General features: G+C 71.0%; 14 protein-coding genes and 1 pseudogene. 10 read left to right on the forward strand and 5 right to left on the reverse strand.

The annotated features are described in order from the left end of the window. The coding region (locus tag ACFU9P_RS02745) for a serine hydrolase domain-containing protein (RefSeq protein WP_384077370.1) at positions 1-1,060 on the forward strand (1,060 nt) is incomplete at its 5' end. Between the two features lie 35 nt (positions 1,061-1,095). Here the strand turns inward: ACFU9P_RS02745 and ACFU9P_RS02750 are convergent. Continuing rightward, the gene (locus ACFU9P_RS02750) at positions 1,096-2,487 is read right to left on the reverse strand and encodes an LCP family protein (RefSeq protein ID WP_384077372.1); all 1,392 of its coding nucleotides are present in this window, start codon (positions 2,485-2,487) and stop codon (positions 1,096-1,098) included. 303 nt (positions 2,488-2,790) lie between these two features. Between ACFU9P_RS02750 and ACFU9P_RS02755 the strand changes: the two genes are divergently transcribed. Together ACFU9P_RS02755 and ACFU9P_RS02760 are read left to right on the forward strand one after the other, a co-directional pair. After that, positions 2,791-3,387, forward strand: a complete 597-nt coding sequence (locus ACFU9P_RS02755; protein ID WP_384077374.1) for a hypothetical protein — start codon at positions 2,791-2,793, stop codon at positions 3,385-3,387. Between the two features lie 105 nt (positions 3,388-3,492). Then, a complete protein-coding gene (locus ACFU9P_RS02760; protein ID WP_376384855.1) occupies positions 3,493-3,939 on the forward strand; it encodes a hypothetical protein in 447 nt (148 codons plus the stop codon). 61 nt (positions 3,940-4,000) lie between these two features. On the opposite strand, the gene ACFU9P_RS02765 is transcribed toward ACFU9P_RS02760, so the two are convergent. Beyond that, complete coding sequence (locus tag ACFU9P_RS02765) at positions 4,001-5,875, reverse strand: LamG-like jellyroll fold domain-containing protein (RefSeq protein WP_384077376.1); 1,875 nt, start codon at positions 5,873-5,875, stop codon at positions 4,001-4,003. 258 nt (positions 5,876-6,133) lie between these two features. On the opposite strand from ACFU9P_RS02765, the gene ACFU9P_RS02770 reads away from it, so the two are divergent. The 5 genes and pseudogenes from ACFU9P_RS02770 to ACFU9P_RS02790 all read left to right on the forward strand — a co-directional run bounded on the left by ACFU9P_RS02770 (position 6,134) and on the right by ACFU9P_RS02790 (position 15,690). Beyond that, entirely contained in the window at positions 6,134-6,679 is a 546-nt protein-coding gene (locus ACFU9P_RS02770) for a CU044_2847 family protein (RefSeq protein WP_384077378.1), read from the forward strand. A 16-nt stretch (positions 6,680-6,695) separates the two neighbouring features. Next, positions 6,696-8,876 carry a serine protease gene (locus ACFU9P_RS02775; protein WP_384077380.1) on the forward strand — a complete coding sequence of 727 codons (2,181 nt, stop codon included), beginning with the start codon at positions 6,696-6,698 and terminating at the stop codon, positions 8,874-8,876. 26 nt (positions 8,877-8,902) lie between these two features. Next, complete coding sequence (locus ACFU9P_RS02780) at positions 8,903-10,084, forward strand: AAA family ATPase (protein ID WP_384077382.1); 1,182 nt, start codon at positions 8,903-8,905, stop codon at positions 10,082-10,084. Next, a pseudogene (locus ACFU9P_RS02785) lies at positions 10,084-12,678 on the forward strand (SAV_2336 N-terminal domain-related protein); the annotation flags it as partial. The gene ACFU9P_RS02780 and the pseudogene ACFU9P_RS02785, both read left to right, overlap by 1 nt. 48 nt (positions 12,679-12,726) lie before the next feature. Further along, a complete protein-coding gene (locus ACFU9P_RS02790; protein WP_384077904.1) occupies positions 12,727-15,690 on the forward strand; it encodes a BTAD domain-containing putative transcriptional regulator in 2,964 nt (987 codons plus the stop codon). Between the two features lie 7 nt (positions 15,691-15,697). On the opposite strand, the gene ACFU9P_RS02795 is transcribed toward ACFU9P_RS02790, so the two are convergent. The 3 genes from ACFU9P_RS02795 to ACFU9P_RS02805 form a co-directional block, all read right to left on the reverse strand. After that, the gene (locus ACFU9P_RS02795; RefSeq protein WP_384077384.1) at positions 15,698-16,207 is read right to left on the reverse strand and encodes a DinB family protein; all 510 of its coding nucleotides are present in this window, start codon (positions 16,205-16,207) and stop codon (positions 15,698-15,700) included. A gap of 133 nt (positions 16,208-16,340) precedes the next feature. Further along, positions 16,341-17,204 carry a helix-turn-helix domain-containing protein gene (locus tag ACFU9P_RS02800; protein ID WP_384077386.1) on the reverse strand — a complete coding sequence of 288 codons (864 nt, stop codon included), beginning with the start codon at positions 17,202-17,204 and terminating at the stop codon, positions 16,341-16,343. 206 nt (positions 17,205-17,410) lie between these two features. Next, a complete protein-coding gene (locus ACFU9P_RS02805) occupies positions 17,411-18,361 on the reverse strand; it encodes a GlxA family transcriptional regulator (RefSeq protein WP_384077388.1) in 951 nt (316 codons plus the stop codon). Positions 18,362-18,585: 224 nt separating this feature from the next. On the opposite strand from ACFU9P_RS02805, the gene ACFU9P_RS02810 reads away from it, so the two are divergent. Together ACFU9P_RS02810 and ACFU9P_RS02815 are read left to right on the forward strand one after the other, a co-directional pair. Continuing rightward, complete coding sequence (locus ACFU9P_RS02810; RefSeq protein ID WP_384077390.1) at positions 18,586-19,107, forward strand: protease; 522 nt, start codon at positions 18,586-18,588, stop codon at positions 19,105-19,107. Positions 19,108-19,312: 205 nt separating this feature from the next. After that, positions 19,313-20,515, forward strand: coding sequence for a S8 family peptidase (locus ACFU9P_RS02815; RefSeq protein WP_376384882.1), 1,203 nt, complete (start codon positions 19,313-19,315; stop codon positions 20,513-20,515). The last annotated feature ends 141 nt before the right edge of the window (positions 20,516-20,656 follow it).

Raw genomic sequence — 20,656 nt, forward strand, 5'->3', positions numbered from 1 at the left:
AAGGGAGTCGCCGGCGGGCCCCCCGCCGTCCCCTCCCGCCTGGGCCCACGGTCCCGCGGCGGCCATCGCCGCCGCGGCCCGTGGCGCCACCGGGGTCGCCGTGGCGCTCCGCCACGGTGACCGGCGGGCCGTGCTGACCTATGGCAGCACCGCGCGCGAGGGCGGGTCACCGGTCACAGCCGCCACCCGGTTCGAGATCGGTTCACTGACCAAGTGCTTCACCTCGCTGCTGCTGGCCGAACTGGCCGCCCGTGGCGAGGTCTCGTACGACGATCCCCTCACCCGGTTCCTGCCGGGCGGGACCGTTCCCGCGCCCCGCGGCGGCCCCATCACCCTGCTTCACCTGGCCACCCACACCTCCGGGCTGCCCCGGCTGCCGCCCGGGCTGCTCGCCGGGGCGGTCCCGCGCTGGTTCACCAATCCGTACGCCGGCTTCCGCACCGACGATCTGCTGCGCGCACTCGCCAGAACCCGCCTGTCCGCCCCTCCCGGCGAGCGGGTGCGGTACTCGAACTTCGGTGTGGGGCTCCTCGGGCATCTCCTGGCGCGGGCCGTGCCGGGCCGGCGGGGGTACGGGGAACTCCTCGCGGACCGGGTGTTGGACCCGCTCGGTCTGTACGGGACGACCTGCGCGCCCGGTGCTCCGCAGGCCACCGGCCATCTGCACGGGCGCCCCCGGCCGCCCTGGCGGATCCCGGGGCTCGCCCCGGCGGGCGCGATCCGGTCCACCGCCGGCGATCTGCTGACCCTGCTCGACGCCCTGCTGGACCCCCCGGCCGAACGACAGCCTCTCGGGACGGCCCTCGCGGATGTGGTCCGCCCCCGGCTCGCGCTGCCCGGCGGCGCCAAGCGGCTGGCGCTCGTCTGGAACATCCGGGTCCGGCCGGACGGCGATGTGTACCACCACTCCGGCGGCACCCGGGGCTTCACCGCCTTCGCCGGATTCTGTCCGCACCACCGCACCGCCGTGGCCGCCCTGGCGAACACCGGCCCGGCCGTCGGCCACCGCTTCATCCAGAGCGCCTACCAGGCCCTGCTGTCGCTGCCGCAGTTGACCTGACGTCTACCGTCATGTCCCTTTGGAAGAGACCGCGTTCAGCCGCCGATCGGGGGCAGATCGGGGCCGATGGTGAGCGTCACCGTATCCGGGGCGGCCCTGTCCGAGGAGGCCGGAACCACGCCGGGGAGCTGTGCCGCCACCGTCCCGGCCTGGGCCGCGAGGCCCTCGGGGTAGGTGAGGGTGGTACGGGCGGCCCGTGCGGGCGCGTTGCCGGTCGCGGCGATACGGAAACCCAGCGCGCGCAGCCGCCCGGCCGTCTCACGGGCCTTCCCGGTCACACCGGTGCCGTTGAGGACGGTGACGCGGATGGTGTTCGCCGCCGGGGGCAGCGTGCGGGCCGCCTCGTCCAGTCCGGACTCGGTCATCTCCCGGTCGAGGGCGAGGGCGGTGAACAGCCGCCGCGCGGCAGGGGCGTTCCAGACGACATTGGCCTTGTCGCTGGGAACGTCCCGTTCCCGTGGGTAGTTGGGGACGGTCAGAAACGAAATCCGTTCGGTGGGCACCCTCTTGATGTCCGTGGCCAGTTGGTAGAGGGGCTTGAGACCGGCGAGTTCGGGATCGGTGGTCAGTGATCCGGTGGCCGAGTCGAGGAATCCGTACAGGGCCCCGGGGTCGTAGAGCCTGGCCTTGGCCCGGTCGGCGAGGGCCCGCATGAACTCCTGCTGGCGGCCGATCCGCCCGATGTCCGTTCCGTCGCCGAGGCTGTAGCGGGCGCGCACATAACCGAGGGCCTGGGAGTCCTTGACCGTCTGGCAGCCCGCGCGCAGATCGAGATGGGCTTTTCTGTCGTGGATGGGCCGCCGGGGACAGACCTCGACTCCCCCGAGGGCGTTGACCATCCCGGTGAACCCGCGGAAGTCCACGATGAGGAAGTGGTCGACGCGGACGCGGGTGTTCTCCTCGACGGTCCTGATCGCGCAGGCGGCGGCTCTGCCCGTGTCGCCGGTCGAACCCCCGATGGCGAACGCCGCGTTGATCTTGAAGTGGTGCGGTACGGAGTAGGCGCCGCCGCCCTGGTCGCAGCCGGGGATCCGGACCCAGGAGTCACGGGGGAAGGACACCACGGTGGCCCACCGCCCGTCGCCGCCGAGGTGGAGCAGTATCAGGGTGTCGGACTGCATGGTGGTCAGGCCCCTGCCGTAGCTGTCGCCCGTACCGCTGCGGCTGTCGGAGCCGATGATCAGGATGTTGCGGCCGCCCTGGGTGGCGCTGGGCCGGTTGTCGCCGAGCGCCCCGTCCACGCCCGCGCGGTGGATATTGCCGCTGAGCCGGGTGTAGATCCAGCCGCCGGCCCCGGAAGTGCCCAGCACGAGCAGGGCGGCGGCCAGGGCGATCCAGCGGCCGATCCGGGGGCGCGGAGAGCGCGGGCGCGGGCGTCCCCCGCCCCTCGCCGGCCGGTTCCCCGCGCTCTTGGATACTGCTGTCACGGCGTCAGACTCCTTACTGCGGCCCGGTCATGGAGGATCGTACGGGCAGGGACGTGCCGGATGTACCGGATGTGTCGGACAATCATTCCTCCGAGAACGAGGGCCCTTCCGGGAGCGGCGGCGGGCCGTTCTGGGACTCCGGCCGCCGCCTCGGGCGTCCGGCGCGGGTACGTCGTACGGCTCTGTCCGGTGGCCCGGTGCCGGGCGGTGCCGTGTAGTGGGGGGTGTGGCCCCGACCGGGCGCTCGGCGGACGGCCGGATCGAAGGAGCCTCGATGAAGAGCGCCGGATCGGAGGAGCCCCGATGAGGAGCACGTCCAGCACGGCCCGTGCCCTGGCCGTGGCTCTGCTCTGCACCGCGGCAGCCGGCTGCGCCGGGAGCGGTACGGGCGGTCCGGCGGCGGCGCGGTCCCGGGCGGCGCCCGACGGCCTCACCGCGGAGACGCCCGCTCGATCCGCGCCCTCACCCCCGGTGTCCAGCGATGCGGGCCCCTCCCCACCGGGCAGGGGCGAGGTGTCCGCGCGGTCCACCGGACTCGGTACGATCCTGGTCGACGGCGCGGGCCGCACGCTCTATCTCTTCGAGGGCGACAAGGAGAATGTGTCCACCTGCACGGGACCCTGCGTCACGGTCTGGCCTCCGCTGACCGTCGCCGGAAACGGAAGGGCGGCTGCGGGCAGCGGCGGCGTCAAGGAGCGGCTGCTCGCCACCACCACCCGGAGTGACGGCGCCCGGCAGGTCACCTACAACGGGCACCCCCTGTACACCTTCGAGGACGACCACAAGCCCGGCGACACCAATGGCCAGGGCGATATCTCCTTCCACCACAGGTGGTACGTCGTCGACACCGCGGGCAACAGGAACACGACCCCGCAGCAGGACACCGGCGGTCTCTACTGATCCCCCGACTCCCCCCAGGGCCCGTCCGCAGCCACCGGTGAGACAGGAGAAACGATGTCCTCAGGCACGTCCGTCGTATCCCCCCGCCGCGGACGGAAGCTCCGTGTGCTGAGGGGGGCCGCCCGGCTGGTGGCCGCCGCCGGTCTGGCGGTGGACGCCTATGTCCACGCCCATCTCGCCGACGGGTACGACTTCGTCTCGGAGAACATCAGCCAGGGCACGCTCTTCCGTATCGAGGCCGCTCTCGCCTCGCTCGCGGCCCTGCTCGTGCTGGTCTGGCACCGGCTGATCAGCGATCTCTTCGCCTGGTGCGTGGCGGCGGGCGGGCTGGCGCTGCTGCTGGTGTACCGGTACGTCGACGTCGGCACGCTCGGCCCCTTCCCGAACATGTACGAGCCGCTCTGGTTCACCGAGAAGTCCGTCGCCGCGATCGCCCAGGCGGTCGCCGTCCTCGCCACCGTCTTCCTGCTGCTCACCCACCACTGGCGCCGGGGCCGGGGCGCCCACGCGGGCCTGGGCAACCGCAGACGCCGGCGCGCCGGGGGTTCCTGACCCGCGTGGACCCCCGGCGCGGACCGCGGACGCGGAGGCCCGTACCGCGGCCTCCCGCCCGTTACGCGAACGGCGTGAGGAAGTCCTTCGGCTGGAGCGCCCTGCTGACGATCCGGGTGTCGCCGATCCAGCCGTAGAAGCCCTGGCCGAACTGCTCGTCGAACTGGGTCGCGCCGATGACGAAGGGCTTGCCGAGCGTGGCGATGCCCGTCGACGCCTGGCTGGGGTTACGGGCGATCTTCGAGCCGTCGACGTACATCACCGTACGGCGGCCGTCGTTGACCACCGCGATGTGCGTCCAGCGCCCGACCGGCAGGGCGTGGCTCCAGGAGGTCGGGTCGGCGTCCTGGCGGTACGCGTAGACGACGAACTGGATGAACCGCTCCGGCGAGATGTTGAGGCTGCACGTGGGCTCGTCGGGCGACCAGCCGGTGGTCTTGCCCGCCTCGCTGTTGCGGCCCTCCCAGCTCAGGATGCCCATCCAGGCGTGGTCGCCCTCGAAGGGCTCCGGCAGCTTGATGAAGGTCTCGATGGTGTAACCCGAGGTGAACGTGGTGCTGTTGAGCGGTGCGTTGGCGGAGGTGGTGAGGATCGCGCCGCGGTCCGGGGACTTGCCGCCGTCGAAACGCAGGCTCGCGTGCGCGGGCTGGCCCGTGTGGTGCTCCTCGGACCAGGTGAGCGCGTCGGCACCGCTGGAGTGCAGCCGGCTCACGGTCAGGTCGTTGCCGTTGCCGGTCAGGTCGCGGGCGACCTTTCCGTCGGCGACGGGGGCTCCCGGGGTGCCCGCGTCCCGGAGGCCGGACGAGTCGAACCGCCAGTACGCGACCGTACCGCGCGGCATCACCGCGGAGGCCGGACGGGCCGGCGGCGGTACGGCCGGGGCGAAGCCGGCGAACCGGGCGGCGAAGTCGATGTCCAGGCTGAACCGGTCGGTGGGCCCGGTCAGTTCGATCGTCTCGGCCTCCAGCGGCGTCCGCTTCTCCGGATTGCGCGCGAGGAACCAGGGCGAGAACGTCTCGACGTCGATGACTCCGCGGGCGACATCGAAGCCGTACAGCCGGATCATCCCGGCGCCGCCGTAGTAGCGGTCCTGGTAGTTGGTGATGTGGACATGGACATCGTTGCCCGCGGCGTTCTTGAGGACCGTACGGCCCGGAGGCCAGTAGTGGCCGCCCAGCGCGAGGAAGATCTGGTCGTGGTCGCGGATCAGACCGTTCCACAGCCGCTGTCCGTTGCCGGACAGCTCGGCCTTGCCGTCGTCGTCGGACGCGGCGATGTCATGGGTGGTGAGGATCGCGGGCAGCGTGCGGTGCTGGTCGAGGACCGAGCGCGCCCAGCCGAGACCTGCGTCGGAGACCCGCCAGTCCAGGGCGAGGACCAGCCACTCACGGCCGGCCGCGCGCACGATGTGGAAGCTGTTGTAGCCGTCGGGGGAGGCGCCGCCGAAGGTCGGCATGGAGGCGTAGCGCCGCGGACCGAACTCCTTGAGGTACGGGGAGTCGCCCCGCTGGTCGTCGGCCCCGTTGATGTCGTGGTTGCCCGCCAGCACGCTGTAGGGCACCTGGCCCTCCAGGATGGAGAAGGTGTCGGCGGCGAGTCCGATCTCGTCCTCGGTGCCGTGCTCGGTGACATCACCGAGGTGCGTCATGAAGGCGATGTTGGCCTCTTTGCGCTCGGACACCAGGTAGCGGAAGGTCTCGCGCAGCGGCGCCGGGTCGGCGCTGTCGGCGTCGAAAAGGTACTGCGTGTCCGGGAGAACGGCCAGCGCGAACCGCGGGACCTCGTCGTCGAACCGCCCGCCGTAGGGGGCGCTCGCGTCCGCCTGCGCCGGTGAGACATTGAGCAGCGTCGCCGCCGCGCCCGCGGCCGGCACGGCGAGGGCCGCCTGGAGCAGCGCCCTTCTTGCCGGCTTGCCGTTGTTGTCTGCTGTGCCCATCTCGTACTCCTTGTACTGATGAATGCATGTGACACGCGCACTGTCCTGATGGGCCGTGGCGCCGCGATGGCAGAGAGCTGAACAGCCGCGGTTCGGCGCACGAATGGAACGGTCGGCGGCCTGACCGGCAAATGTTCGCGAAGAGTTCGGGCGCATGGCGGGCGGATCACCGGGAGATGGCCGGGAGATCAAGAGCGGGGACGGCGGGCGGCGGCGAACGTACGACGGGGAGCCCCGGGGCGTGCCAGAATTGCGCGCATGGGGGATGTACGGCTCATGTTCGACGACGGTTCCGTGGTACGCCTGCGACTGGCTCCGGCCGGAGCGGCGGACAGTACGGAAAGCACTGAAAGCGGCGTACCGGCAGGGGCCGTGCCCGACGCGGCGGACGGTCTGGAACTGCCGGACGGCTTCGGGACCGCGCTGCCGGTGAGTGTCGGCTCCCGTACCACGCAGGCGGTCACCCGCAGCGGCGAGGTGCTCGCGGACGCGCTGCGCCCGCTGAGCGGGGTGCTCGGCGGTATCCACCGGTCGCTCTCGGAGTCGGTGCACCGGCCCGACGAGGTGACGGTCGAGTTCGGCGTGACGCTGGGCAGCGATCTGAGCCTGGGTGTCTTCTCCGGCAGCGGCGAGGCGAGTTTCACGGTTTCCGCGACCTGGAATCTGGCCGCCGCGCCGCCGGTTCCCGCTCCGGATCCGGGCACGGCCGCGGCCGGTGCGCCGACGGGTGATGCGACGACGAACGGCCCGGCCGCCGCCAGAGCGGCGACGAACGGCAGTACGGCGCCGTCCGCGGCCTCGTGAGGGGAAGCGTACGGACGTGAGCCCTGCTCTTTCCGACGGCTCGTCCGACGCGGCGCTGCACCGGGCGTTCGTGTCCGTACGGGACGGGACCCGCCCCGTCGGCGCCGGTGTCCTCCTCACCGACCGGCTGGTCCTCACCTGTGCCCATGTCGTCAACAGCGCGCTGGGGCGCGACCGTTTCGAACGGCCGACGCCGGCCCAGGGACAGGGGATACGGCTCCGGCTGCCGCATGTGGCGGCGGACCGTGATCTGACCGGGCGGGTGGTCACCGCGATGTGGCGCCCGCCGCGCTCGGAGCCGGTGGCGGGCGCGGCCGGCACTCTCCCGCCGGCCGGGATGCTCCCGTACCACGGGGATCTGGCCGTACTCGAACTCGACGAGCCCGCCCCGGCCGGCGCCGAGCCCGCGCCCTTCCTCACCCACCGGGACAGGAACGAGGTCGTCGCCCTGTGGGCCAGCGGCCACACCCTTCCCACACTGCGCGCGGTGCCGCGGGTCTCCACTCCGCCGTGGATCGCGCTGGACGTGGTGGGCGGCACGGTGACGGAGGGGTTCAGCGGTGGGCCGCTGTGGGACCGGGAGCGGCAGGCCGTGGTGGGTCTGGTGGTGGCCGCCCATGTCGCGGCGCCGGACGGGCCGCCGGGGCGGGCGGGAACGGTGTACGCGATCGGCCTGCCGTCCGTCGAGGCCGAACTGCCCACGCTGCCACCGGTGTCGGTCCCGATGTCGGCGCGCGGTGTCCAGCGGCTGCTCGCGGCCCTGGAGCGGCTGCTCCCCGAACCGGCGGCGGTCATGGAGTGCGAGCAGCGGCTCGCGGCGAGGCTCGGCAGGCAGTCGGCGGGGCAGGCGGCCGACATCCACTCGCTGGTGGCCCTGGCCCTGGGTGTCCGCCGGGGCGTACCGGAGCTGCTGGACGCGGTACACACACGGCTGACCGGATCGGCAGCCCCCGCCGCCGGTGCCGGTGCCTTCGCCGCGCCCGGATGGATGTCCGGCTGGGACCAACTGCTGCGGGTGGCACGGGTGGTCAGCCCCGGAGAGCATCTGACACTCCGTCAGCGACGGGATCTCAACGGGCTGCTCGCCCAGTGCCGCGCCGCCGAACCGGCCGCACTGCTCCGTACCGTACTGCCGTACGCGGACGAACTGCCCGTCGTCTCAGGCCTCGCCGAGGCCACCGACACCCTGGAGGGCTATCCGTCGCACCCGGACCAGCCGGTGCCGCCACTGTTGCAGGCGGTGGTACGGATCGGTGTGGCGGAGCGCGGAACGGGTGGCGCGGGGGCGGATCTGTCGGACGATCTCGACGCGTGGGTGGAGATGACAGGTCCCCGGCTGGGTGTCGCGGCCGGGGCCGTCGACCAGTTCAGGGCGGATGTCCGCGCCGAGTCCCGGCGCACGGGCACGGCGCGTACGGGCAGGACGACCGCCCCGCCCCGGGTCCAGGTGGAGTTGCTTCCCGTACCTCCCGGGCACCGGTTCACGTACCAGATCTGGGTGTGGACCGGGGACGGCCGCCACGAGGTGGTGCTGACCCAGGACACGGAGGTCTCCAGCCAGCAGGTGGTGGAGGCCGTCCGCCATGTGCTGCGCACCGAGGTGCGGGAGCATCCGGAGCCCGCGCTCGTCGAGTTCTTCGTGGCCCCGGCGTGGCTGCGGCTGGAGGTCGACACCTGGGAGTTCCCCGGCGGCGCGGACGACGGCGGGTTCTTCCCCGGTATCGCCCGGCGGGTGGTGCTGCGCAGCTCGGGGCGGACACGGGAGACGTACGCGGGATGGAAGCGGCGCACGGACGCGCTGCCGTCCTCGCGCCGGCTGGTCCTCGACCAGCGCTCCGCCGACCCCGCGGTGGCCCAGGCGATCCTTGAGGTCCACTCCGAGGCGGGGATCGTCGTGGTGTCGTGCGAGCGCAAACACCACGGCATGGTGCTGCGCCAGTGCATCCAGGCCGGTGTGCATACGGTGCTGTGGCACCGCGAGGACCACGGCGAGCGGATCGCGGCGGACCTGCTCGCACTGGTGGAGGGCGTCGACCATACGGGGATTCCCGAGGCGGTCCGGATGGAGCGCGCGAAGGCGCTGGCCGACCCGGAGTCCGCGGCCCACCACGGCCGGCGGCTCTCGCTCCTGCACGACGGCCCCGACCACAGACCGCCGCCGCTCGCGCCCGACGCCTGGGCGCTGACCCAGCCATGAACCGTATTCGTCGAGGAGACCACGTCGTGCCGAACGGTCCGGAGTCCGAGAACACCGGCTCAGACATCAACAGCTCGGGCAGCTCCGGCAGTTCCGGGGCGGGCAGCTCCGGGACAGGCGGCTCCGGGATCGGCGGCGAGCACGCTGACGCCGAGGACTGGTGGGTCTTCCGCGGTACGTCGGATCTCCCGGAGCCGCCGCCCTGGCGGCTCTTCCCCGCGTCCCGGCGCCGGCAGCGGGAGCAGCGTTATCTGATGAGCGCGAACGAGGTCGGGGTCGTCAACGCGGCCCTGCATCTGCGCCGTCCGCTGCTGGTCACGGGCCGCCCCGGCACGGGCAAGAGCTCCCTCGCGCGCGCGATCGCGGAGGATCTCGGGCTCGGGGAGGTGCTGCGCTGGTCGGTGAACAGCCGCTCGACGCTGGCGGACGCGCTGTACCGGTACGACGCGGTGGGCCGCCTCCGCGAGGCCTCGCTGCGACGCGAGCGCGAGTCGGCCCGTACGTCCGCCGGCCTCTCCGCCCGTAGCTCCGCCGGCGCCTCTGCCCGTAGCTCCGCCGCTGCCTCCGCCCGTAGCTCCGCGCATCGGCTGAACCGGCTGAGGCGTCTCGCGGCGGGGCACTCCGTACGGGACTCGGACATCGGTGACTATCTGCGGCTCGGCCCGCTCGGTACGGCGCTCGCCGCGGCGGACGGTCCGCGTGTCCTGCTCATCGACGAGCTGGACAAGGCCGACATCGATCTGCCCAACGATCTGCTGGTGGTCCTGGAGGAGGGCGAGTTCGAGATCCCGGAGCTGGCGCGGCTGCCCGAGCACCAGCAGAGCGCGGATGTCCTCGTCACCGGCGGCAGGGACCGGGTGCGGGTCGAGCGCGGCATGGTGTCCTGCGCCCACTTCCCGATCGTCGTCATGACCAGCAACGGCGAACGGGACTTCCCGCCCGCCTTTCTGCGCCGGTGCGTACGGCTCGATCTGCCGGACCCGGACGAGGGCAGGCTCCGGGACATCGTGCGGCAGAACCTGGGCGAGGAAGCGCTGGCCGATGCCGACGACCTCATCGAGACCTTCTTGGGCCGTGCGGCCGTACAGACCCTGGCGACCGATCAGTTGCTGGCGGCGGTGCATCTGCGGCTGAGCGGGGCCGATATCGGCCAGGACGAGCTGCTGAACGCGGTGATGCACCGGCTGGACGAGGCGTTTCCCGCGTGATGGAGGGGCGGGGGCGGTTAGCGGGGCCGGAGGGGGCGGACCGGCCGGAGGGACTGGAACGGCTGGAGCGGCTGCGGCGGGTTCTGGACGGTGTGGGCATCGGCCACGCGGTCGGGGGCGCGGAGCTGCTCGATGTGCTGTGGCTGGCCCGGGTGATGGACGGCGGACGGAGCGGCCGGGCGGTACGGGCAGCGCTTCCCGGGGTGGCGGGTGCGGCCGGGGCTTCTGATGGTTCTGGCGCTGTTGGCGGTTCTGGTGGTTCCGGTGCGGAAGGGACCGTACCGCCGTCGGCCGGCGGTGCCGGTTCCGCGCGGGCGGAGGGTACGGCACCCTCCGTGCCCGCCATGCCGGAGCCGGGAGCGGAGCCAGAGACAGCGGCCGGGGCGAGCCGTCGGCACTCCCTGTTCACCGCCGGGGACTCGGCAGGGACCTCGTCGGGTGGCCGGGCCCGTTCCGTACGGGCCCCCGGGCCGCGCGCCCTGCCAGGAATGCAGGGCCTGGCCCGGTCGATGCGCCCGCTGCGCGGCTACCGGGACCACCGGCAGCGCACGGTGGTGGACATCGACGCCACGGTCTGGCTCACCGCCGAGACCGGGGTCCTGGACGTGGTCTCGCGCCCGGACCGGGAGCTGCGGCACAGCGCGGTGCTGCTGGTCGACGACTCCACGTCCATGCGGGTGTGGCGGGGGCTCGTACTGGATGTACGACGGCTGCTGGAGCGCGGCGGGGTCTTCCGTTCGGTCGAGGTCCACCGCTGGAATCCGCGCAGGCCGCGTGCGTACGGCAGCGCTCCGCGTACGGAGTCGCCGGTCACCCTGGTGCTGACGGACGGGGTGCATCCGGCCTGGCGGACGGCGGCGATGGGCCGTGCGGTGGCGGCATGGGGACGAACCGGTCCGGTGGCGCTGCTGTCGCCGCTGCCGAGGCGGTTGTGGCGGGGCACGGCGTTCGACGCGCAGGCCCAACTTCTGAAGGCGGAGCGGTCGTTCGGGCTGAGCGGTGATCTGGCGGTGCTGGATCCGCTGAGCGGGGGCCCGGTCGGGACGGCGGGTGACGGACGTGAAGGGGCGCCGGCGAGCGGTGCACCGGCCGGAGTAGCAACCGGGGTGGCGGACCGGCTGCCCGGCCGACTGCCCGTACCGGTCCTCGCCCTGTCGCCGTCCTCGCTGGCGTCGTGGGCCCGGCTGCTGACCAGACCGGGGCTGCCGCGTCTGGTCGATACGGTGATGCTCGACGTCGGAGCCGCCGATGAGCCGGGCCTGCTCTTGCCGGAGTCCCTGCCGGAGGAGAGCGGGACCGGGGAGATCGCGCCGAGCGGGCTGATCGAGCAGTTCCGGGGTTCCTTCTCGCCAGGGGCCTACCAGCTTGCCGTACGGCTGTCCGCGATCAGACCGCTGAGCATGCCGGTGATGCAGCTCGTCCGTACGGCCACACTCCCGGGCAGCTCCTCGGCGATCGTCGCGGAAGTACTGCTCGGCGGGCTGCTCCAGCCGCTCACGGAGGGCGGACAGCGGACACCGCCGCTTCGGCTGCCGCCGGCGACGCGGCGGGGTGACACGCTGTACGACTTCAAGCCCGGCGTCCGGGAGTTGCTCGCCACCGGGCTCAGCATGGAGCAGTCGATCGATGTGGTCGAGGCGGTGGGGCGCGTCCTGGAGCCCTATCTCGGGCGTATGCCGGACTTCGCCGCCCTGCTCGCCGACCCGGCGGGCCCGGCCGCGCTGCCGGAGGGCACGTCGGCGTTCGCGGCCCTGGTGAGCCCGGCATTCGACAGGCTGTACGGGCCGCCGCCAAGCGTGTCGAGCCCGTCGAGCCCGTCGCTCGTGGAGGTCCCGTCCGTACCCCGGGCCTCGCCCAGCGCGGGACCGCTGCGTTTTACGGTCCTGGGGCCGGAACTGGCCTGGCGGGGGGATGAGCCGCTCCGTCTGTCGCCCAAGCTGCGCGCCGTGCTCACACCGCTGCTGCTGAGCGACGGTCGCGCGGTATCGATGGGACAGCTCATCGACGCCGTGTGGGGTGGGACGCCACCACACACTGCCATGAGCGCGCTGAATACCTATATTTCCCGGCTACGGAGAGAGTTCCGCAGAGAGTCCAGCTCCAGAGTGGCGATCGTCCGGGTGAGGGATGTCGGCTACCAGCTGGACTTCTCCTCCTACCGGCCCGACGTACTGGATCTCACGTTGGCCGAGGGCTACTACGAGGAAGCACGCACCGCGTGGGCGGCTGATGAACTGCCCCACGCCCACACGTACTTGGCCGAGGCACTCGCGCTGTTCCAAGGCGAACCGCTCGCCGCAGTGCCGGGCCGGTTCGCGGAGATCGAGCGCGGTCAACTCGTCGAATGGCGGCTCCAGATGCTGGAGGCCCGATGCCAACTCGATGTACGCCTGGGCCATTACGCGGAGGCCGTTGCGGAGCTCAGCACCCTGACGGCCGAACATCCCTTGCGGGAACGCTTCCGCTCGCTGCTGATGCTCGCACTCCACGGAAGCGGCCGGGACGCGGACGCACTCACCGTGTACGAAGACACGCGTCGGCTGCTCACCGATGAGCTGGGCCTGGAGCCCGGCCCCGAGCTGACCCGGGTATATCGAGAGGTACTCCGGAGGACCCCGGTCGAATCGATCGAGCTCGACGTGTTGTTCCGCAGAGGCTCCCTCCTGCCTCCGGAGCTGCCTTCCGGGCAGGGGAAAGAAGGGCTCCGATTCAGTGTGCTCGGTCCGGTCCGTGTATGGCGTGACGGAACTCTGCTGCCGAGCGGATCGCCTCAGCAACGTGCTGTGCTGGCAGCACTGTTGCTGTATCCCGAGCGGACCGCCACCGCCCCACAACTCATCCAAGCGGTGTGGGGCGACGATCCGCCCGCCATGGCACTTGCCGCGGTGCGAACCTATGCATCCCGCCTCCGCAAGATCCTCGGCCGTGATGTCCTCATCAGTAAGCACGAGGGCTACACACTGCGGATCGAGCCCGACGCCCTTGATATGGGCAGGGCCGAGGGGCTGGTGGACGAGGCCGCGCACGCCGGTCGGCAGAGGTACCCGGCCCTTGTGCGCGAACTGCTCGACGCGGCGGTGGCGCTGTGGGACGGCGAACCGCTGGCAGGGATCCCAGGGCCGTTCGCCGAGAACCAGCGGAACTACCTCACGAACTGGCGCCTGGAACTCATCGAGGAACGGCTGGAGTTGGACCTGGAGGGTGGAGCCCATGCCGAGGTGGTCCCTGAACTGACCGCGCTGGCTGCGCAACATCCCCTGCGGGAGCGGCTGCGCGAGCTGCTGATGCTGGCGCTGTACCGGAGCGGGAGGCAGGCCGAGGCTCTCGCCGTATATGCCGACACCCGTCGGCTCCTCGCGGATGAGCTGGGCGTCGAACCGGGCCGCCGACTCTCCGATCTCCAGCAGCGCATTCTGGCGGCGGACCCGGGACTGAGCGTGTTGACAGCACGAGAGGCCGTGGATGCCGAAGCGCAGGTAGTGGTGCCGAGGCAACTTCCGGCGGACGTACAAGACTTCACTGGCCGCACCGCCTTCGTCCAGGAGTTGCGCGACAGCCTGGTCTCCCGGGCCAAGGCATCCGTCATAGCGATCTCCTCGGTCTCGGGTATCGCGGGCGTCGGCAAGACCGCACTCGCGGCACGGATCGCCCACGATGCCCTCGAACACTTTCCGGACGGCCAGCTTTATGTCGACCTTCAGGGGAGCGGCAATCACGCCGCCGACCCCGGGGCCGTGCTCGGCGGCTTCCTGCGCGCTCTCGGCACCGCCGACTCGGCAGTCCCTGACTCCTTGGCGGAACGGGAAGCGCTCTACCGTTCGCTGTTAGAGGGCCGCCGCGTCCTCATTCTGCTGGACAACGCCCGGGACACGGAGCAGGTCCGGCCCCTGCTTCCCGGCCCAACAGGCTCCGCGACCTTGGTCACGAGCCGCAGGAAGATAGCCTATCTGCCCGGTGTGCGCCACCTGAACCTCGATGTCATGGCACCGGAAGAGGCTCTCGAACTCTTCGCGAGCATCGTCGGCGAGAAGCGCGCCGCCGCCGAACGCAAGGCCACCCTTGATGTGGTCGCCGCCTGTGGCTTTCTGCCGCTCGCCATCCGCATCATCGCTTCACGTATCGCCGCCCGCCCCTCATGGACGATCAAGTCCGTCGCCGGCGCACTCGCCGACGAGCGTCGGCGCCTGGATGAACTACAGGCCGATGATCTGGCGGTCAGGGCCGTCTTCGAAGTCGGCTACCAGCAGCTCGAACCCGCCCAGGCGCGCGCGTTCCGGTTGCTCGGACTTCCCGATGGCCCCGATATCTCGCTGGCCGCGGCATCCGTCGTACTGGACCTGCCGCTCGACGAGACGAAGGATCTGATGGAGTCCCTGGTCGATGCGTCTCAGCTCGAATCGACTGCGCCGGGCCGCTATCGCCACCATGACCTGGTGCGTCTTTACGCGCGTGAATGCGCGGAGCGCGACGAACAGCCGCCTTCGGAGTGCGAGTCGGCGATGTCACGCCTGCTGGACTTCTATCTGGTCACAGCGAAGGCGGTGTACGCGACGGACCGCCCGGACGACCCGCTGATCGAGCATCTGGAGCCGACGGCCCTTCCCGGGCTCCCGTTCCGTAACAGACGCGAGGCACGTGACTGGCAGTACGACGAGGCGCGTTGTCTTCTGGCCCACGTCCACCGTTCCACCGGTCGCGACACACTGCGGCGAGCTGTCGACCTCCTGCTCGCCTCGCGTGATTTGGCCGAGTCGGGAACCTACGGTCAGGCGTACACAGCGGCGGCGGAATCGGTCTGCGAGGCGGCGCGCGCGACATCGGACACGCGCGCGGAAGTACGAGCACGGGTCTGTCTCTCCCAGGCCCATGTCGTCGCCGGGCGGTTCGAGGAAGCGGACAGGGAGGCCGAGGCGGCGATGGCCGCAGCCATCGTGTCGCACGACTCGCTTTCCGCAGGCCTCGTCCCCGACCAGCAGGGAATCATCGCGCTCTACCGGAACCGGCACGCCGAGGCTCAGGACCACTTCCGCCGGGCCATCGCGGCCTTCCGCGCGAATGGTGACCGTTCCGGTGAGGCCTCCGCCCTCTGTAACCTCGCGCGTGCTCAACTCGCTCTGGGCGACGCCCCATCCGCCATCCGCAGTGCCGAACAGGGTCTGGACATGCTACGAAGCATGCGAGCCGGTCTCCGCGTCGGCAACGCGCTGTACGCCCTGGGCATGGCCCTGACCGTTGAAGGCCGACAAGAACGGGCGACACAAGTCCTGTCGGAGGCCGTCGACATTTTCAAAGAAGCCCGCCACCCCTTCTGGGAGGGCATGACACGCTTCCAACTCGCCGAAGCCCATCTGGCCGCCGACCGCCCCGCCCGGGCCATCGCTCCCGCCGAACGAGCCCTCAATCTGCTGAGCGAGGTGGGCGGCGATTGGCGCCGGGCGAACGTACTGACCGTACTCGGCAAGGGTCTGGCCGGTATCGGCCAGACCGCCCGTGCCCGTGCCTGCTGGACCGAGGCGCTGAGCATCTACCGGGAGCTGGAATCCCCCGAAGCCGAAGAGGTCACCCAGCTCCTCGCCACACCCATCCCCCGCGGGCTCGCTCAATAAGAGCCCGTCAGTAATAACCCGTCTCCCCGTCGAGCAGCTCCCGGATCGCATCCGCGTGACCCGCGTGCCGCGCCGTCTCCTCGATCATGTGCAGCACCATCCACCGCACACTCGCCGCCGAGGCCTTGAAGTCCGGATGCCGGCCAACGTCGTCCAGGCCATGGGCCGCGACGAGTTCGTCCGACACCGCACACTGCCGCTCGTACTCCTCCAGGAGCTGCGCGAGCGGAATGCCCTCGACCATCATGTCGGCGTCATCGGCCTCCTCGAACATGGGCCCCTCCGCCGGCCGGCCCATCAGGATGACCTCGAACCAGAGGTGCTCGGCCCACCGCATGTGGGAGACCAGTCCGGCCATGGACATCATTGGTGAGGAGGGGAGGACGGGGCGGTGCGCGTCCGCTTCGGAGAGTCCTTCGCACTTCCAGTGGATGATCGCGCGCTGCATGTCGAGCCAGCCGAGAAGCTGGGTCCGTTCATCGGCGGTATACGCGGGGCGCGTACGGGAAGGGGCCATGTGCCCGGACGCTAGCGCAGCCCATGCCTCCGGAGCATCCGAGTTTTGGCGCGCGCTCCGTCCGTACCCACGAAGCAGGTCAGAACCGGCAGCCGGAGCCGATGGACCGGAGCCGATACCCGGAGCCGACGGGTCAGAATCCCTTGCGCAGCGCCATCAGCAGGTCTCGCGTGCGGCTCGCGGGCTCCGCGTGCGCCACCATCCTGTCCATCGCTTCCATGTGCTCGGCGACCTCGTGCTCCTCGTCGAGATAGAGCGCCCCGGTCAGATACTCGATATAGACCATGTCCGGCACTTCGGGCACATCGAAGCGGAACAGTACGAACGGGCTGTACGTGCCCGGGTGGTGGCCCGCGCCCAGTTCGGCTATCTGGAGCGTCACGTTCGGCAGCTCCGTCGCCTCCAGCAGCCGGTCGATCTGCGCCCGCATCACCGCCGCCGAGCCGACCGGTCTGCGCAGGACGGTCTCGTCCAGGACGGCCCAGTAGGTCGGCGCGTCCGCACGGGTGAGCAGGGCCTGGCGCCGGCAGCGCAGGGAGACATGGCGTTCTATCCGCTCGGAGTCGGCCGTCCGTCCCAGCGCTCCGGTGGTGAGGACCTGGCGGGCGTAGTCCTCGGTCTGGAGCAGCCCCGGTACGAAGTGCGGTTCGTAGACCCGGATGGTCGTGGCGGCCTCTTCGAGGCTGACGTATCCGCTGAACCACTCCGGGAGGATGTCGTGGTAACGCTGCCACCAGCCGGGCTCGTTGGCCTCCTCGGCCAGCCGCAGAAAGACTTCGGCCTCGGGGCCGGACACTCCGTATGCGGGCAGCAGGATCTGCAGGTAGGGGATTTTCAGGCCGACCTCGGCCGTTTCCATCCGCCGTATGGTGGCCTGCGTGATACGGAGCAGCTTGCCGGCCTGCTCCCTGCTCAGCCCCGCGTTCTGCCGCAGGGCACGCAACTGTCTGCTGAGGACGAGCTGCCCGATCGTCGGAGCAGACCGCGGCTCGCTCATCTCCCACCCCCGAGCAACACCACCGTTTTCGGGCAGTCTGCCACAGCAACTGCTATGTGGGGATGGCATGTTGATCGTCGAATTCCAGCCGGTTGCCCCAGGTGGCACATCCTTACCAGTCGCCGGTCATCGGCTGGTCAACGGCCGGTCATCGCCGGGTGAACGGCATCCGCTCGGCGGCCGGTATGCCACCGCCGAGCCGCTGGTCAGCCGCCGGTTCCGCGGAAGGCGCGGCGGTACGTGCCCGGGCTGGTGCCGACGACGCGCTTGAAGCGTTCGCGGAAGGCCGTGGGGGAGCCGAATCCGGCCTGGGTCGCGATGCGGTCCACGGAGTGGGTGGTGGTTTCGAGGAGGTACTGGGCGCGGCGGATCCGGGCGCGGTGGAGCCAGCGCAGGGGTGTGGTGCCGGTCTGCTCGCGGAAGCGCCGGCTGAGGGTACGGCTGCTCATCCGGGCCCGTACGGCGATGTCGTCGAGGGTCAGGTCCTGGTCGGCGTTCTCGTCCAGCCACCGGAGCAGCGGCTCCATGGTGGCTCCGGCGGGCGTGGGCGGCTGGGCGTGCACGATGAACTGGGCCTGGCCGCCCTCGCGTTCGAGGGGCATGACCGAGAGCCGGGCCGTGTCGGCCGCGACCGCGGAGCCGTGGTCCTTGCGGACCATGTGCAGACAGAGGTCGAGTCCTGCGGCGGCCCCGGCCGAGGTGAGGAACTGTCCGTTGTCGACATAGAGCACATCGGGGTCGACACCGATCTTTGGATGAAGTTCCGCCAGCCTGGGGGCGGCCACCCAGTGGGTGGTGGCGCGCAGGCCGTCGAGGAGGCCGGTGGCGGCGAGGACAAAGGCGCCCGCGCAGATGGAGGCGATACGGGTGCCGTGCGCCGCGGCCTCGCGGAGCGCGTCGAGTACGGCGGCGGGGGCGGGGCCGGCGTCCTCCGAGGTGCCCGGGACGATGATCGTGTCCGCCTCACGCAGCGCGTCGAGGCCGTGCGGGGCGCGCAGGACGAACGGGCCCGCGTCTACCTCGTCCGTCGGGGCGCAGATCAGGACGCGGTAGGCGGCGCGGCCGTCGGGCAGCCGGGTGCGGGAGAACACCTCGATGGGGGTGGCCAGGTCGAAGGAGATGACCTGGTCGAGCGCGAGTACGGCCACGGTGTGCATGGCGAGATGCTAAGCCACCGACGGATTACCGCCAGGGCCGCCCCCGAGCAGTGCGGATTCCACGGTGTGTCCGATTTCATACGTAACAGATCCTGTTCCGCACGCAACGGATCCCGCGCGGCCGACGCGTGAACCCGCCGCGCAAACCTCCTGGCGAGAATCCGTTGAATCATGGCACTCAGGCCACTACTGACCGGACGGGGCACCGCCTAGCGTCCCCACCTGTGACGAAATTCCTTCTGACCGTTCATGTCCTGGCCGCGATCGTCGCGATCGGACCGGTCACCGTGGCAGCCAGCATGTTCCCGCCCACCGCCCGGCGCGCGACGGCCGATCCCACCGATCCGCAGGCGGTGGCGTGGGTACGGCTGCTGCACCGGATCTGCCGTGTCTATGCCGTGATGGGTGTGGCGGTCCCGGTCTTCGGCCTCGCCACCGCGAACTCGATGGGTGTGCTCGGGGACACCTGGCTGATCGTCTCGATCGTGCTGACCGTCATCGCGGCCGGGGTCCTGGGAGCGCTCGTACTCCCGCGTCAGGAAGCCCTGTTGACCGGGATCGAAGCGATGGCGACCGCCCCGGCCGGAACCGAGACCCCGCGAGCAGAGCACCGACAGGAGCCCTCACAGCCGGAGTCGCGCCGGGCCACCGCCCGTCTCGCCATGGTCACCGGGATCTTCAATCTCCTCTGGGCCACGGTCACGGTCCTGATGATCGTCCGCCCGGGCTCCACAACAGGTGCTTGATTTACCGTCATTGCCAAGTCATTGCATGGCCATGTCATATCGATGACATGGCCGCAGACCATCTTGTCGGGGGTGCGGGGCCTCCGCGATCGTTCTCCCACAGGCGGGCACCGGAACCATGCGCACCGCCTTGCGCATACACCCGTATGCGTCCCCCACATTGCGCACGCACCCCCGCGCACCTCGATGAGGAGGACCCCTCACCATGGCAAGGATGCGTACCAGCAGGACGCGGATCGCTGCCGCGATCACCGCGGCGGCGGCAGCCGCGGCTCTCGGGGCGGTATCCGCTCCCGCACAGGCGGCCCCCGCGGTCGGCACCGTCGTCGGCGCCAAGGACGCCGTGGCGGGCAGCTACATCGTCACGCTGAAGAAGACGTCCGGCCTCAAGTCCGCCTCCGCGGCGGGCCGGAGCGTCGTGGCGGAGTACGGCGGTACGGTCGAGCACACGTACTCGGCGGCCCTCAACGGCTACGCCGCCAACCTCTCGCCCGAGCAGGCGCGGAGACTGGCCGCCGACCCGGCCGTGGACAAGGTCTTCCAGGACAGCGAGGTGCACGCGCTCGCCACCCAGACCAACCCGCCGTCGTGGGGCCTGGACCGGATCGACCAGGCCGCGCTCCCGCTGAACCAGCAGTACACGTACCCCGACACGGCCGGCCAGGGCACCACGGTCTACGTCATCGACACCGGAGTCCGCATCACGCACCAGGACTTCGGCGGCCGGGCCTCGTACGGTTACGACGCCGTCGACGGCGACAACACCGCGCAGGACGGCAACGGCCACGGCACGCATGTGGCGGCCAATGTCGCGGGCAATGTCTACGGCGTGGCCAAGAAGGCCAGGATCGTGGGCGTGCGCGTGCTCAACAACGCGGGCTCCGGCACCACGGCCGGGGTCATCGCCGGCATCGACTGGGTGACCCAGAACCACTCGGGTCCCTCGGTCGCGAACATGTCCCTCGGCGGTGGCGCCAACGCCGCGCTGGACACCGCGGTGCAGAACTCCATCAACAGCGGTGTGACCTACGCGGTCGCCGCCGGCAACAACGGGCTCAACGCCCAGAACTACTCGCCGGCCCGTGTCGCCGACGCCATCACCGTGGGCGCGACCACCAGCACGGACGCGCGCGCCAGCTACTCCAACTACGGCACGCGCGTCGACCTGTTCGCCCCGGGCAGCGCCATCACCAGCGCCTGGAACACCTCGGACACGGCGAGCAGCTCCATCTCCGGCACCTCGATGGCCACGCCTCATGTAGCCGGAGCGGCCGCCATCTACCTCGCCGGACACACCACCGCCACCCCGGCCCAGGTTGCCACGGCCCTGGTGAACGGCGCCACGAACAATGTGGTGGGCAACCCGGGCACCGGCTCGCCCAACAAGCTCCTCCGCATAGTCCCGTAACACGCACCACGCCTGTAGTTCCGTAACACGCACCGCGCCCGCCGCCATCCCAGCGGCGGGGGCACCACATTGTGTGCCCTAGCCGCCCCAGCGGGGGGGGTGGTTCCTCTTCCCCGTCGGTTTCCCACAACCTCAGCCACA

Source organism: Streptomyces sp. NPDC057617, from assembly GCF_042800555.1.
Lineage (GTDB): Bacteria > Actinomycetota > Actinomycetes > Streptomycetales > Streptomycetaceae > Streptomyces.

Excerpts from the sequence above, each read along its gene's own strand:
- ACFU9P_RS02755 (WP_384077374.1), top strand. The coding sequence starts at position 2,791 with ATGAGGAGCACGTCCAGCACGGCCCGTGCCCTGGCCGTGGCTCTGCTC.
- ACFU9P_RS02765 (WP_384077376.1), bottom strand. The coding sequence starts at position 5,875 with ATGGGCACAGCAGACAACAACGGCAAGCCGGCAAGAAGGGCGCTGCTC.
- ACFU9P_RS02770 (WP_384077378.1), top strand. The coding sequence starts at position 6,134 with ATGGGGGATGTACGGCTCATGTTCGACGACGGTTCCGTGGTACGCCTG.
- ACFU9P_RS02795 (WP_384077384.1), bottom strand. The coding sequence starts at position 16,207 with ATGGCCCCTTCCCGTACGCGCCCCGCGTATACCGCCGATGAACGGACC.
- ACFU9P_RS02800 (WP_384077386.1), bottom strand. The coding sequence starts at position 17,204 with ATGAGCGAGCCGCGGTCTGCTCCGACGATCGGGCAGCTCGTCCTCAGC.
- ACFU9P_RS02805 (WP_384077388.1), bottom strand. The coding sequence starts at position 18,361 with ATGCACACCGTGGCCGTACTCGCGCTCGACCAGGTCATCTCCTTCGAC.
- ACFU9P_RS02815 (WP_376384882.1), top strand. The coding sequence starts at position 19,313 with ATGGCAAGGATGCGTACCAGCAGGACGCGGATCGCTGCCGCGATCACC.